Below are 13405 nucleotides of genomic sequence, written 5' to 3'. Positions count from 1 at the left end.
GATCATCATATGGACCAAGACAGCCTGAGAGCCCTCTCCACCCTATTGGTTTTTTTAGCCTTCATCGGCATCACAGTCAGTGTTTACTGGCGGGGTCGCAAATCTTATTTTGACGAGGCCGCCTCCCTGCCCTTTGCCGATGAAGATGTAGACAACAAGCAGCGGGAGAACCGCGATGAGTAGTTTCTGGAGTGCCTGGATCATCGTCTTGACGGTGGTCTCCTTTATCCTGATCGTGTGGCTGTTGTTCAGCAATCGCAAAATCACAGTAGATGAGAACCGTAAAACCACCGGCCATGTCTACGATGGCATTGAGGAGTATGACAACCCACTGCCAGCTTGGTGGATCAAGATGTTTGTCATTTCCATCATCTTCGGTGTCGGCTACCTGATCGCCTACCCCGGGCTGGGGAACTTTCCCGGGCTGCTGAACTGGACCTCTGTGGGCCAGTGGGAAGAAGAAGTCCAGCGCGCCGATCAGGCAAACGCTGAGCTCTATCAGACCTTTATGCAGCAAGACGCCCTGGCCTTAGCCGACGACGACAAGGCCATGCGCATCGGCAAACGCTTGTTTGCCAATAACTGTGCGGTGTGCCACGGCGTTAATGCCGAAGGCAGCTATGGTTTCCCCAACCTGACCGATAACGACTGGCTGTATGGCGGCAAGCCCGATCAGATTCGCCAGTCCATTACCCATGGACGCAATGGAATGATGCCGGCCTGGGAGAGCATGCTGGGCAACGAGGGCTTGGCGGCCATGACTCAGTATGTCCTGTCCTTGTCTGCCGACAATGCCAACAGCAGCGCCAACGCCGAGCCTTCCGCGGCGGCACAGCAATACGCGCAACTCTGCGCCAGCTGCCACGGCGCCGACGGTACCGGCAATCCGATGTTGGGCGCCCCCAACCTCACCGACGATACCTGGCTCTACGGCGGCGACGCCGGGCGCATCAAACACAGCATCGCCAAAGGCCGGTCCGGCAAAATGCCTGCCCACAAAGACATGCTAAGTGCTGAGAAAATCCACTTGTTAACCGCTTATGTGTATCAACTCAGCCAGGACTCACCGCAAACTGCGTCCAGGTAATTGAGGCTTAAGGTTATGAACGCCAATCACCCTTTCGATACCCAGCGCGCCAACGGTGGGGATGCTAATCGGGACCCCGATCGCATCCCCGTTGAGGAGTTTGCGCCCGCCGAGGTATCGGAGATCGATCTGTATCAAAAGCGCGAGAAGATCTACACGCGCAAGATCGAGGGCTTCTATCAACGCTTGCGTACCTTGACCGGCTGGCCACTGTTGGCTGGTTTTTTCCTGTTGCCGTGGTTTAACTGGGACGGACGGCAATCAGTGTTGTTCGACTTGCCGGCGCGGCAGTTTCACGTACTGGGCTTTACCTTCTGGCCACAGGATCTGACCATGCTGGCGTGGGTGTTGATCATCGCCGCTTTTGCGCTATTTGCGGTAACCAACCTCGCCGGCCGGGTATGGTGTGGTTACAGCTGTCCGCAAACCGTATGGACCAGTATGTTCATGTGGATAGAACAAAAGGTAGAGGGCAGCCGCAATCAACGAATGAAATTAGATGCAGCGCCCTGGAGCCTTAATAAGGCGGGTAAAAAAGCCCTGAAGTTATCGCTTTGGTTGGCACTGGCGTTCTACACAGGCTTTACCTTTGTCGGCTATTTCACCCCCATCCACGAGCTGGGCTACGACTTTTACCGATTGGATGTGAACCCCTGGGCAGCGGTCTGGGTGGGTATTTTCACCCTGCTGACCTTCCTCAATGCCGGTTGGATGCGGGAGCAGGTGTGCCAATATATGTGCCCCTATGCACGTTTTCAGTCGGCGATGTTCGATCCCGATACCTTGATCATCTCCTACGACGAAAAACGTGGTGAACCACGTGGCTCCCGCAAACGGCACGACAATCCCAGTGAGCTGGGCCTGGGTGACTGCGTGGATTGCCAACTTTGTGTGCAGGTTTGCCCCACCGGTATCGATATTCGCGACGGTCTCCAGTACCAGTGTATTGGCTGTGCGCTGTGTATCGACGCCTGTAATTCAGTTATGGACAAGCTGGGCTACCAGAAGGGCCTGATTCGCTACACCACCGAAAACAGTCTCGACGGCAAGCCCTCACGGATTATGCGCCCCAGGCTGCTGGGCTATATTGTCGCGGTAATCGTGATGACCGGCCTGCTGGGCTACAAGATCGTAGATCGGGACACACTGGAACTAAGCGTTCTGCGGGACCGGCAGTCCCTCTATGTCGAGAACAGCCAGGGAGGCATCGACAATATTTACACCATTAAAGTCGCCAACAAGACCCAACAATCCCACCGCTATAAACTGTCGGTATCGGCACCCCACAGCCTGGAGTGGATTGGCGCGAAGGAAGTTGAGGTGCTCACTGGTGAAGTGGTGGAACTGCCGGTGAAATTGCGCACTCAACAAGGCGAGGGCCTGCCAACCCATTTTGACGTCACTTTCAATGCCGAACCCATGGACACCGAGGGTGACATTCAGCAAAGTGAAAGCCGTTTCTTCACCCCTGGCCAATCGCGATAGAGACATGCTGTATATGCAGACCCACTCCACTACACCCACTGAGCCACGTCGCTGGTACAAACAATTCTGGCCCTGGTTTTTGATCGCCCTGCCTACGGCGGTGGTAATTGCCAGTATTAGCACTCTGATAATTTCGGTTAAACACGCCGATAAACTTGTCGCCAAGGATTACTACAAAGAAGGGCTGGCGATAAACCGCTATTTGGCCCAGGACCGCCGCGCCGAAGAACTGAACCTCCAGGCCTTCGGCAACATCGACGACCGCGGCAACCTGACTCTTACCGTTAATAGTGGCGACGACTCTCAAACACCGGCCACACTGGGCCAGCAGCTTAAGCTGCGCTGGCAACACCCCACCGACTCCGCGCGGGATTTCACCACAGTGTTGATTCGCGAAGACCGCAATCGCTACGCAGCTCATATCAAGCCAACAGCCAACACTGATCCACTCGGCGGTCGCTGGTATCTGACCCTTGAGGACTTCACTACCGCCAAGGGCTCGGCCCAATGGCGACTTAAATCCCAATATCGGCCAGAACGCAGTGGCCAGATCGATTTTCGCGCCGGGGACCCGCTGTGACGGAGAGCTGTTATCACTGCGGTGAAGATGTGCCATACGGCGTCGCCTTAACCTTGCCGATGGCGGGCGAGACTCGACAGTTCTGCTGCGCCGGCTGTCAGGCGGTTGCCCAATGCATAGCCGACGCGGGCCTTAATGACTATTACCGCCTGCGCACCGAGCGCGCCGCCAAACCGGATGAGGATCGGGCCGACTACCGCCAGTTTGACGACCCCTCGCTACTGGAGGCCTTTTCGCGCCGGGAGGGCGATTACTGGATCAGCCGCTTCAGCATCGGCGGCCTGCGCTGCGCAGCTTGTGCCTGGCTGATAGAAAACCACCTGCCTCACCTACCCGGTGTCGACAGCGTCACCGTCAACCTACAACAGGGACTTGCCACGGTCCGCTGGGATCCCGCTCAGGTCGATGTCAGCGCTATCTTCGAGCAATTTGACCAGCTGGGCTACCAAGCTTTGCCATGGTCCAATGATAACCGCCAGGCTCTTATCCAGGATGAAATGGACAGCCTGCTGCGCCGGCTGGGCGTGGCGGGCATCGGCATGATGCAGGTAGGTATGGTGGCAATCGGGCTTTACGCCGGTGATTTCCAGGGCATTGACGCCGGCACCCGCAACTTGCTTCGGGTATTTAGCCTGCTGGTGGCCACGCCGGTGCTGCTCTATGCTGCACAGCCCTTTTTTCGCAGCGCCTGGCGCAGTCTTAGCCAACGCCACCTGGGCATGGACGTACCAGTTTCTATTGCCCTGGGTTCCGCCTATATAGCCAGCGTGATTGCCACGGTCACCCAGGCCGAACACGTCTACTTCGATACCATCAGCATGTTCACGTTCTTTTTGCTGGTGAGTCGCTACCTACAACTTCGGGTAGAGCAAACTCATTACCGCAGCGGACAACTGCCTCTGTCGGCGAGAAAAATCTCTGCCGTTGGTGACGGAAAATTTGAATGGGTCGCGGTTAAAGATCTGCAGATCGGGGACCTGGTCAGTGTCGCGCCCGGGGAGCTGATTCCCATTGACGGCGTGGTACTGCGTGGACAAAGTAGCGTGGAAACCAGCGCTTTTACCGGCGAGTTTCTCCCTGCCATCGTCGGGCCCGGCGATACCGCACTGGCTGGCAGTGGCAACCTTGATGGCAATCTTGAACTGCGAGTCACCAATGCCGCCAAGGACAGCGCCTGGGCCAAAGTCGATGCCCTGTTGGAGCAAGCTCAAGCCTGCAAGCCCAGGGTGGCACAAATTGCCGACCGCCTCGCCAGCCACTTCGTATTGCTGGTTCTCAGCGTCAGTGCATTAAGCCTGGCGTGGTGGTGGCAGAGCGAGCAGCACTCCGCATTCTTGGTGGCACTGTCGGTACTGGTAGTCAGCTGCCCCTGTGCTTTATCTCTGGCGACTCCCACCAGCTACACCGCAGCCATTCGCGCACTGCGTCATCAAGGGGTAGTGCTGCACAATGGTCAAGTGCTGGAGAATATTCACGGCGTAAGTCACGTGGTATTCGATAAAACTGGCACCCTCACCGAAGGACGCCCCCGCATAACCGCCAGCACCCTGCGCGACGATGTCGATGCCCAGCGAGCCATGAGCATCGCCGCCACGCTGGAACAATACTCACGTCACCCCATCGCATCGGCCTTTGCACACCAGAACCTGCTGGCCACCAGCAATGTTGACGTACACAGTGGCAAAGGCATAAGTGCAATTATCAACGGCGAACGCTACCGGATTGGCAGTGCCGATTTCTGTGGCGTCGCCCCCTCTCGGCACAGTCGCGACATCGACGTGTTCCTGTGTGACGAACAGGGCATCATGGCTCACTATCAACTCGCCGACACCCTCCGCAGCGACGCGGCAGCCTTGGTCAGCTATCTTAGAAGCTGCCATCATCAGGTCACCATTCTCAGCGGCGATCATCACCATCAAGTGGAATACATCGCTAGGCAGCTGGGGCTCGATAGCTGGCATGCGGGGTGCACGGCTGCACAAAAACTGGCCCATATTCATGCGCTTCAGCAACAGGGAGAGCGGGTAATAATGGTGGGTGATGGCGTTAACGATGCGCCGGTCATCGCCGCCGCCGATATTTCTGTCGCCATGACCGACGCCAGTGAACTGACCCGGGCTCAAGCCGATGTGGTGCTATTGGATAACCGGCTTAGCGGCGTAGAGCTGCTGTTTAAAACAGCTCATCGCGGTAGAAGAATTTTGCGGCAAAACCTGGGCTGGGCCCTGGGTTACAACCTGGTTTCGCTGCCTTTGGCAGCAGCGGGCTTGGTACCGCCCTGGTTGGCCGCGTTAGGAATGTCGCTGAGTTCTCTGCTGGTCATCCTTAACGCATTGCGCCTGTCTTCCCCGGCGCGTGATGATCGCCCGAGCCCCAAAGCACTACCCCCGGCTGATACCGTGCTGGAAGGAGTCCCACATGGATAGTCTGGCCATATTGCTGCCTATCGCCCTACTGTTTTTCGGCATTGCCGCCGGCCTGTTCTGGTGGGCTGTCAGCGATAAGCAATACCAGGACCTGGATCGGGAGGGACAGCGAATCCTGTTCGATACCAAGCGGAAGCTCAACACCCAAACACGATCCGAGAACGCCGAACCGCTGGTGTCGTCGCCACACCAGGAGCAACCGCCACGCCGGGAGCAAACGCCACAGCAGGAGCATCAGCGCCATGATGCCTGAAGTGCTGAGTTTTTCTGCTGCTTTTATGCTGGGCTTGGCCGGCAGTCCACACTGCGTTGGAATGTGCGGCGGCATCGCCGGGCTATTAGGGGCCTCTACCCAGGCTCAGCGCACCAGCGCCCCCTCAGGTGGCGTCGCTGCTACCTCTGCAAGGGCGTCAATGATAACTAGCAACATCGGTCACGGCATTCACTACAGCCTGCTTTTTCAGGTGGGCAGAATCACTAGCTATGCCATGCTGGGAGCGCTGTTAGCCACTGGGGTGCAGTTGTTTGGCAACGCTGCAGAATCAGCGCTACCACACATAGGCCGTATTTTACGCTGGTCGGCCAGCGGCATGCTGATCATTATGGCGCTATCCATCGCGGGCTGGGGTGGACTATCCAGGCGCCTGGAAAAGATGGGCGCGACCATCTGGGCCCGACTGCGGCCGGTCAGTCGTCACCTGTTGCCGGTAGACAGCAACGGCAAAGCGCTTGCCATTGGCGGGCTATGGGGATTGATGCCCTGCGGGATGATTTACAGCGCCCTGGCTTGGGCGGCACTAAGCGCCAACCCACTGCATTCAGCTGCCTTAATGGCCTGCTTTGGTCTCGGCACTGCACCGTCAATGCTGGGTATCGGCGGCATCAGTGGCAGTTTCAAATCGGCATTGCGGCGTCCAGGTTATCGCCTGCTGTTTGCCGGGCTACTCATTGCCCTGGCTATTTTGCCACTGCTAGACCTGGGTCCAGTCGCTACCGCCCATCATCACTAAAACTCAATGCAGCTTCAAACGCGGCCGCAACAATCGGTTAAACCGGCCCGCCAGCAACAACATCAGCGTTCGCGGCCAACCGTACAGTGCCGCTTGATGCATGCGATAAAGGCTGACGTACATCATCCGCGCCAGCCATCCCTCTACAAAAAAGTTTCCACCCCGCAGGCTACCCATTAGCTGCCCCAGAGCAGAGTAGCTGGACAGCGATACCAAAGAGCCACGATCCCGGTACTGAAATGCTTTTGGCGTTTCTCCAACCTGTAAGCGGCGAAAGGTCTTTGCCAAGTGTTGCGCTTGCTGTTGAGCCGACTGAGCCCGTGGCGGAACAATGCGATCCTCTCCCAGCGGACAGGCACAGCAATCCCCCATAGCATAGATATGCGGGTCGCTGGTTTGCAGGGTGGAATTTACCTTCAACAGGTTGCCGCGGGTCGTTTCCAAATCCAGATCAGCCAGTAATGGCGGCGCCTTGATTCCCGCCGCCCAGACCTGTAACCCTGCCTCAACCAGACTACCATCTTCGGTCACCATGTATCCGTGATGCACCTCTTTGACCATAGTCGATACTTTGACTTCCACCCCCATGCGTTCCAGCTCTTGCTGAGCATTGGCCGCCAAGGTTTCCTTGAGGGCCGGCAATAATCGTGGACCCGCTTCAAGCAGTTGCACGTTCAAGCGCTTGCGATCCAAGTTGTCATGACCGTACTGCTTGAGCAGGGATACGGCGTGGTGTAATTCGGCGGCCAGCTCGACACCTGTGGCACCGCCCCCCACAATTGCAATGGAGATAGGCTTGTCTTCGTAGTTGGCTTGCAGGCAATAGTTGAGAAAGGTGTCATGAAAACGGTCGGCCTGCTGACGGGTATCGAGAAAAAAGCAGTGTTCTTTAACACCCGGTATCCCAAAATCGTTACCGACACTGCCAATCGCCAACACTAGGTAGTCATAGTCCAAGCGCCGCTCTGGCAGTATTTGCTTACCCTCCTTGTCGGTATGGGCGGCAAGGATCAATTGTCGCTGTTTGCGGTCAACGCCCGACATTGCTCCGAGAAAAAAGTGATAGTGATTCTGGTAAGCGTGGGCTCGATAGTCCACCGCGTCCAAATCGGCGTCGATCGCGCCGGTCGCTACTTCATGGTAACGGGGCTTCCAAATATGGCTGGCGCTGCTGTCCACCAAGCTGATGTGGGCCCGGCCCTTTTTACCTAGACTACGCCCTAGATAGGTGGCAAGCGGTAAGCCGCCAGCGCCACCACCGACAATAACAATACGCATAGTCATAATTTTGGCTCCAACAAGTAATATCTCGCTGTGCAGGGCATTTGCCCGAATCGTTGTTGGTGTCCGTTGCAGAGGGGAATCAAGGCTGCTCAATGCTGGCTATAGAGTACTCATGGCCCACTAAGCATGACACGGGTCGCCAGCTGAATCTCCCGAAGGAAGCCCGCCAGGGCGGTGATCAGCGAGACCATGGCGAGTACGAAGAGCGCCGCCACCACCATACCACTGTGCCAATCGGCCACCGCACTGATGAACAGGATGGCAATGACCAAGCAAACAAACAGCGCTGCCACTGTGGCGAAACCGATAGCCCGATGCACGACTCTGCCACGCTTGGCCAGTATGCCCAGCTCCCAGTCGATCTGCAGCTGCCTCTCCGCCTTGACGTTTTCCCGCCGGGCGTGAAGCTCACGGGAGCGGTCCACAATGCGGGCCAGACGCGTTGCCAGCACATTGAGGATGGCGCCGATACCGGCAAGCAGAAAGACCGGCGCAACGGCCTGCTGAATCGCATTGGTGATGGGAACCACACCGAGTTCAGTTGTCATGGAGGTCCTTTCTTATCTCGAGCTTATCTCGGGCTTATCTCGGGGAATCATGCGTTACAGCTTGATAAAAACGTCTTCGCCTTCGCATTCAATCGGGAAGGTCTCTACAGCTTGGGGCGGCTTACCCAAAGCAATCATTTTCTGGGTCCAGCCTGGGACCGGCACACCCAGCAATTTTTTGGTCCAGTCGATATTCTCGCCGGTCAACAAATCGAAACTGGAACCGTGGAAAGGGCAGGTCACCATACCGTCACAGATTTTGCCTCTGCCCAATGGCAGCCCGAGGTGGGGACAGCGGTTCTCCAACGCGGCAAACTGGCCGTTAACCTTGGTCAGCAATACTTTTCGGCCGTGGGTGTTTACTTTGACAAACTCCCCTTCACGAACATCGTCGATATGGGCCACTCGAATTCGCTCCATTCCCCTTCCCTCTCTTTTCATTAAAAATCAGCAGGTTAAGCGTGCACCAGCACTATAGTATAGGCAGCGCCGTTTTGTTTACTGGAGATTTCATTACAAAGCTTGAGTGTACGCCGGTGACCCCTTCAATTCGAGTAATTCTCTCCAACAACAGCGACTGAAACGCGTCCATGTCTGCCACGATAACCTTGAGCAAATAATCCGCATCCTGGCCGGTAATCAGATGACATTCCAGAATTTCAGGACAAGCTGCCACGTGCTTTTCAAAGTTGGCAAAGCGCTCAGGGGTATGGCGGTCCATACTGATTTGGATAAAGGCCATCAGGTTCAAACCCAGCGACCGCGCCTCTAGCAGTGCGCGGTATGCCCGAATCAATCCGGACTCCTCCAGGCGCCGCACCCGCCGGAGACAGGGGGAAGGCGACAAACCAATGCGGTCCGCCAACTCCTGGTTACTAAGCCGACCATTGTCTTGCAGAACTTCGAGAATCTGCTTATCGTAGCGATCCAGATTCATGATTAATTCTCACAAAAAGTCTAAATTAGAATTTTATACCACTATTTAACAATTTATTAGCACATCTCGCCTTTTAGACCGAAAAAAACCAAAACATCGCAATCCTCTGCGCCTGAGCTTTGTTTACACTGTGCAACATGGAGCTACCCCTCCAGAACTCGCTCCCAGCGCTGGCACAACCCCGCCTCCCGCTGGCGAGCCTGGCGGGCCGCCACCCCGGCCCGCCGGTAGGCAACAACGCTGAAGATCCAGCACTGAGCCAGATTACTGCCAACTTTGATACCCACAGGACAAGACAATGAGCTTTGCCAAAGGATTTAACCACCGCAAATACAAGGCCACCCCGACCGTCGCCCTGAGTGACCGTCAATGGCCCAACAACACCATCGACAGCGCTCCCAAGTGGTGTTCCGTCGACCTGCGCGACGGCAACCAGGCACTGGTCGAGCCGATGACTGTCGAGCAAAAATTGCGTATGTGGGACCTATTGGTAAAGCTGGGCTTCAAAGAAATTGAGGTGGGCTTCCCCTCTGCTTCCCAGCCGGACTTTGACTTTGTACGGGCCTTGATTGACGGCAATCGCATCCCTGACGACGTCACTGTGCAAATCCTGGTGCAGGCCCGGGAAGAGCTGATTGCTCGCAGCTATGAAGCGCTGGAAGGTGCCAAACGCGCCATCATCCATGTGTACAACTCCACCAGCCCGGTGCAGCGGGAGCGGGTATTCGGTATGGACAAGGCGGGCATTAAGGACATTGGTGTCCAGGGCGCCCGCTGGGTCAGGGAGTACGCGGAAAAGTACCCCAACACCCAATGGTCCTTCCAGTATTCTCCGGAGAGCTTCAGTAGCACCGAAGTGGAGTATGCCACCGAGGTATGTGATGCCGTGATTGAGGAATGGCGGAGCACCGGCAACCCCATCATTATTAACTTGCCCGCTACAGTGGAATGCGCCAGCCCCAATGTCTTTGCCGATCAGGTGGAGTGGTTCTGCCGCAATGTGAAGCACCGCGAGGATATCGTGGTGTCGCTTCACACCCACAACGACCGTGGCTGCGCGGTGGCCGCCGCCGAGCTGGGCGTGATGGCCGGCGCCGACCGTATTGAGGGCACGCTGCTGGGTAACGGCGAGCGCACCGGCAACATGGATATTGTCACCATGGCGATGAACCTTTACAGCCAGGGTGTGGATCCCATGTTGGATCTGTCCGGTATGGACGAAATTATCGCCGTGGCGGAATACTGCACCAAAATTCCTCTGCATCCCCGCCACCCCTACGCTGGGGATCTGGTGTTCACTGCATTCTCCGGCAGCCACCAGGACGCCATCCGCAAATGTTTAAGCAAACAGGGCGACGATGAACATTGGCAGGTTGCCTACCTGCCCATCGACCCAGCTGACCTGGGCCGCAGCTACGAGGCGGTTATTCGCATTAACAGTCAGTCAGGCAAAGGTGGCGTGACCTGGGTATTGGAGAATGACTACGGCCTGAACCTGCCTCGCTGGATGCAAATTGATGCCAGCCGTAAGGTCCAGGCCCAAGCAGAAGCCATTTCCGGGGAAGTCAGCCCACAGCAAATCTGGGAGCTGTTTGAGAGTAGCTATCTTAAACCCGTGGATGGCTGTGCCATGCAAGACTTTGCCATCAGCCAAAACAACGCCGAAAACGACGGTCAGGACATGCTGAAGCTGCACTTCAATTATGGCGGCAAGAAGATTCAGCTGACTGGACAGGGTAATGGCGCCATTAGCGCCTTGGTCAACGGCTGGCAGGATCACTACGGCGACAACGTGGAAATCCTCGACTACAGCGAGCACGCCCTCAATGCCGGCACCTCGTCACAGGCTATTGCCTATGTGCTGCTGTCGGTTAACAACACCCGCTATGTCGGCGTGGCGGCCCATCGGGATGTGGTCAGTGCCTCCCTGCAGGCGGTCATCAATGCGGCGGCACAATCCCAATCCGAGGCGGCCGGCGCCCAGCGCAAGGCAAGCTAGGGGACCCTGACGGACAATCACGGGGTGGCGTGCCACCCCAAGCCCCCATATCCCGGCTACAAGAGGGCCCTTTACAGGCCCTTCAACTGCCCTCTTTTCTCTTCTCTCAACTTTTCGTAGCGCGTCTTCTGCTCAGGCGTGAGAAGCTTGTAAAACTCGTACTGGGTTCTCAGCACCGCTCCGGTGCTTCCTGCAGCCACTTTACCGGCCCGGTTGCTCATCTTGGAAATATCGTCCAATGACAGTGTTGCCAGATCGATAGCCGCCATATCGTTGCGCAAGGTCAAAGTCGATTGTTGCAGCTTCTTAATCCGATCTGCGTAGTTTTGAATCAGTTTATTCACCTCTTTTTGCTGGGCGTCGGTGAGCTCCAACTGCTGAGCCAGCTGCTGCATACGCTGAGCCGGGGCACCTCCCGCCTGAGCCAGGGAGACAGTCGCCCCCATGGTGCAGACACCAGCCAATAGCAGTGACGAGGTCCATTTCTTTACGTTCATATACTTGTCTCCAACTGATAATTTTGCGCAATAGCACGCTGAAATCGGCCATCAGCGCAGCAAGAGCGAATTTTAACGCTCAGCAATCAACGATGCACTCTACGCCTGACACTATGGAGACAGCGAGCGCGACCCGAAGTTTAGCGCTTACACATGCAGAAGATCCCCAATCAGGTCTGGCGGGAAGCCCCGCTGCTGAAAAAAGCGGGCACGGCGGGCCACATCCCGGCGATCAGCACATTCTTGGCCCCGGTATTTTTTTTCATTAAGACGACAGAGAGCCTGCCACCAATCCAGCGGTAGCTCATCCCACACTTCCGCAATGACGCCCTCGGCCACCCCCCGTTGCCGCAACTCTGCCCGCAGCCGCAGCGGCCCAAAGCCCGCTTCGCTGCGCATCCTGGTGTAGGACTCACAGAAACGCCGGTCACTGAGCAGACCGTCGCGCTCCAGGCCATCCAAAACTTCCGGGGTGTCTTCCTCGCAAAATCGGCGCGCCAGCTTGGTCGCTAGCTCACGCCGAGAATGCTCCCGCCGAGCCAGCAAATCCATGGCCGCGCGGCGAATTTGAGGGGTTAAATCCACACTATCTTTGTGGTTATTGCTCATTTTTGCGGAAATGCGAAATATGTCACACGAAATGCGCTAAGCCCTTAGGGCAACTACCTATTTTTTTTAAACCGGCATGCGACCAAAGTAGACACATGGCCGAGAGGGAATCTCACGAGGTTCGGTCAACATTTACCAAACCCAAACCCAGAGGATGCATCATGAAAAACTTTATTACCAGCCAAATTGTAAAACTTAAAAATGACGAGCGTGGCGTCAGCGCGATTGAATACGCGGTAATGGCTGCAATTCTGGTAGCAGTTATCGTATTCGCTGTAGCCCTTATCGGCGACCCGAACGATGCCACTGTTGGTATGGGTAAAGCCTTTACCGATATCAAAACAGAGCTCGAGTAACTACATAACCAACAGCAGGGAAGCGTTGCCCTGGAGGCTATATGGCGCTCTACTGGTGTAGCCTCGTGCTACTGGCGTGGATCGGAGCCAGGGATTGGCGGCAGCGGCGGATTACCAATACATCGCTGCTCCTTCTCTCTATTCCAGGCTTGGTGTACGCGGGCTTTTTCGGTGGGCCGGCCTGGCAGCAGGTGGGTCTGAACCTGCTTATCGGACTCGCCCTCACCCTCCCTGGATATATACGTGGCGTCGTAGGCGGTGGCGATGTAAAGCTAATGGTGGCAGTAGCGCCCCTATGGCCACCGCTGACCCTATTGGTCATCTTCGCAGCGGGTACCATAGCGGTTGCTTTAATGCTGCAGTTTTGCCGTTATATGCAACAACATCCGGGCAGCGTCATAGAAGGAAACGCACCCCGCCTTGGCGCACCCTGCAGCCACAATCCCGCCTGTCTAGAAGCGCCCGGCGGAGCCAGTGGAAAGGATACCTTCGGCTTACCCTTGGGGTCGGCAATAGCCCTAGGGGCTCTGTTGATGCACGTCGGTACTACTGTGTATTCCACTTTTTTTGGTCTTACTTGAGTGTAT

Annotated in this window: 17 protein-coding genes; 10 read left to right on the top strand and 7 right to left on the bottom strand. The window is 56.4% G+C overall.

Annotated elements, in window-relative coordinates; translation table 11 throughout:
* The first annotated feature begins 9 nt into the window (after nucleotides 1–9).
* Genes I6N98_RS05580 through I6N98_RS05550 form a run of 7 tightly spaced genes read left to right on the top strand, consistent with a single transcriptional unit; the run spans nucleotide 10 to nucleotide 6588 of the window.
* Nucleotides 10–183: a cbb3-type cytochrome oxidase subunit 3 gene (locus tag I6N98_RS05580; RefSeq protein WP_198570810.1), complete on the top strand. Its 174-nt coding sequence runs from the start codon at nucleotides 10–12 to the stop codon at nucleotides 181–183.
* Nucleotides 176–1087, top strand: a complete 912-nt coding sequence (gene ccoP / locus I6N98_RS05575) for a cytochrome-c oxidase, cbb3-type subunit III (protein ID WP_198570809.1) — start codon at nucleotides 176–178, stop codon at nucleotides 1085–1087. The genes I6N98_RS05580 and ccoP overlap by 8 nt, the downstream gene beginning before the upstream one ends.
* A gap of 15 nt (nucleotides 1088–1102) precedes the next feature.
* Complete coding sequence (gene ccoG / locus I6N98_RS05570; RefSeq protein ID WP_198570808.1) at nucleotides 1103–2572, top strand: cytochrome c oxidase accessory protein CcoG; 1470 nt, start codon at nucleotides 1103–1105, stop codon at nucleotides 2570–2572.
* Nucleotides 2520–3152, top strand: a complete 633-nt coding sequence (locus I6N98_RS05565) for a FixH family protein (RefSeq protein WP_198570807.1) — start codon at nucleotides 2520–2522, stop codon at nucleotides 3150–3152. The genes ccoG and I6N98_RS05565 overlap by 53 nt, the downstream gene beginning before the upstream one ends.
* On the top strand, nucleotides 3149–5578 hold the full coding sequence (locus I6N98_RS05560; protein ID WP_198570806.1) for a heavy metal translocating P-type ATPase: 2430 nt from the start codon (nucleotides 3149–3151) through the stop codon (nucleotides 5576–5578). Before I6N98_RS05565 ends, I6N98_RS05560 begins: the two co-directional genes overlap by 4 nt.
* Nucleotides 5571–5831: a cbb3-type cytochrome oxidase assembly protein CcoS gene (gene ccoS, locus I6N98_RS05555; RefSeq protein ID WP_198570805.1), complete on the top strand. Its 261-nt coding sequence runs from the start codon at nucleotides 5571–5573 to the stop codon at nucleotides 5829–5831. Before I6N98_RS05560 ends, ccoS begins: the two co-directional genes overlap by 8 nt.
* Nucleotides 5821–6588 carry a sulfite exporter TauE/SafE family protein gene (locus tag I6N98_RS05550; protein WP_198570804.1) on the top strand — a complete coding sequence of 256 codons (768 nt, stop codon included), beginning with the start codon at nucleotides 5821–5823 and terminating at the stop codon, nucleotides 6586–6588. Before ccoS ends, I6N98_RS05550 begins: the two co-directional genes overlap by 11 nt.
* Before the next feature lie 3 nt (nucleotides 6589–6591).
* Here I6N98_RS05550 and I6N98_RS05545 read toward each other — a convergent pair whose 3' ends face one another.
* From I6N98_RS05545 to I6N98_RS05525, 5 genes are all read right to left on the bottom strand, one after another.
* On the bottom strand, nucleotides 6592–7872 hold the full coding sequence (locus I6N98_RS05545) for an NAD(P)/FAD-dependent oxidoreductase (protein WP_198570803.1): 1281 nt from the start codon (nucleotides 7870–7872) through the stop codon (nucleotides 6592–6594).
* A gap of 110 nt (nucleotides 7873–7982) precedes the next feature.
* Nucleotides 7983–8420: a DUF2721 domain-containing protein gene (locus I6N98_RS05540; protein WP_198570802.1), complete on the bottom strand. Its 438-nt coding sequence runs from the start codon at nucleotides 8418–8420 to the stop codon at nucleotides 7983–7985.
* Between the two features lie 54 nt (nucleotides 8421–8474).
* Entirely contained in the window at nucleotides 8475–8840 is a 366-nt protein-coding gene (locus I6N98_RS05535; RefSeq protein WP_198570801.1) for a Rieske (2Fe-2S) protein, read from the bottom strand.
* Nucleotides 8841–8892: 52 nt separating this feature from the next.
* Nucleotides 8893–9357, bottom strand: coding sequence for an Lrp/AsnC family transcriptional regulator (locus tag I6N98_RS05530; RefSeq protein ID WP_198570800.1), 465 nt, complete (start codon nucleotides 9355–9357; stop codon nucleotides 8893–8895).
* A gap of 143 nt (nucleotides 9358–9500) precedes the next feature.
* Nucleotides 9501–9644: a hypothetical protein gene (locus tag I6N98_RS05525; RefSeq protein WP_198570799.1), complete on the bottom strand. Its 144-nt coding sequence runs from the start codon at nucleotides 9642–9644 to the stop codon at nucleotides 9501–9503.
* Nucleotides 9645–9655: 11 nt separating this feature from the next.
* Here I6N98_RS05525 and leuA point away from each other — a divergent pair, with 11 nt between their 5' ends.
* Nucleotides 9656–11356: a 2-isopropylmalate synthase gene (leuA, locus tag I6N98_RS05520; protein ID WP_198570798.1), complete on the top strand. Its 1701-nt coding sequence runs from the start codon at nucleotides 9656–9658 to the stop codon at nucleotides 11354–11356.
* Between the two features lie 71 nt (nucleotides 11357–11427).
* On the opposite strand, the gene I6N98_RS05515 is transcribed toward leuA, so the two are convergent.
* Both I6N98_RS05515 and I6N98_RS05510 read right to left on the bottom strand, forming a co-directional pair.
* Nucleotides 11428–11853, bottom strand: coding sequence for a Spy/CpxP family protein refolding chaperone (locus tag I6N98_RS05515; RefSeq protein WP_198570797.1), 426 nt, complete (start codon nucleotides 11851–11853; stop codon nucleotides 11428–11430).
* A gap of 147 nt (nucleotides 11854–12000) precedes the next feature.
* The gene (locus I6N98_RS05510; RefSeq protein WP_198570796.1) at nucleotides 12001–12462 is read right to left on the bottom strand and encodes a regulatory protein RecX; all 462 of its coding nucleotides are present in this window, start codon (nucleotides 12460–12462) and stop codon (nucleotides 12001–12003) included.
* A gap of 161 nt (nucleotides 12463–12623) precedes the next feature.
* Between I6N98_RS05510 and I6N98_RS05505 the strand changes: the two genes are divergently transcribed.
* Nucleotides 12624–12818, top strand: a complete 195-nt coding sequence (locus I6N98_RS05505; RefSeq protein WP_198570795.1) for a Flp family type IVb pilin — start codon at nucleotides 12624–12626, stop codon at nucleotides 12816–12818.
* Between the two features lie 41 nt (nucleotides 12819–12859).
* Complete coding sequence (locus tag I6N98_RS18765) at nucleotides 12860–13399, top strand: prepilin peptidase (protein WP_198570794.1); 540 nt, start codon at nucleotides 12860–12862, stop codon at nucleotides 13397–13399.
* Nucleotides 13400–13405: the final 6 nt, after the last annotated feature.

The organism is Spongiibacter nanhainus (assembly GCF_016132545.1).
Lineage (GTDB): Bacteria > Pseudomonadota > Gammaproteobacteria > Pseudomonadales > Spongiibacteraceae > Spongiibacter > Spongiibacter nanhainus.
This window is presented reverse-complemented; position numbering and strand designations above follow the sequence as displayed.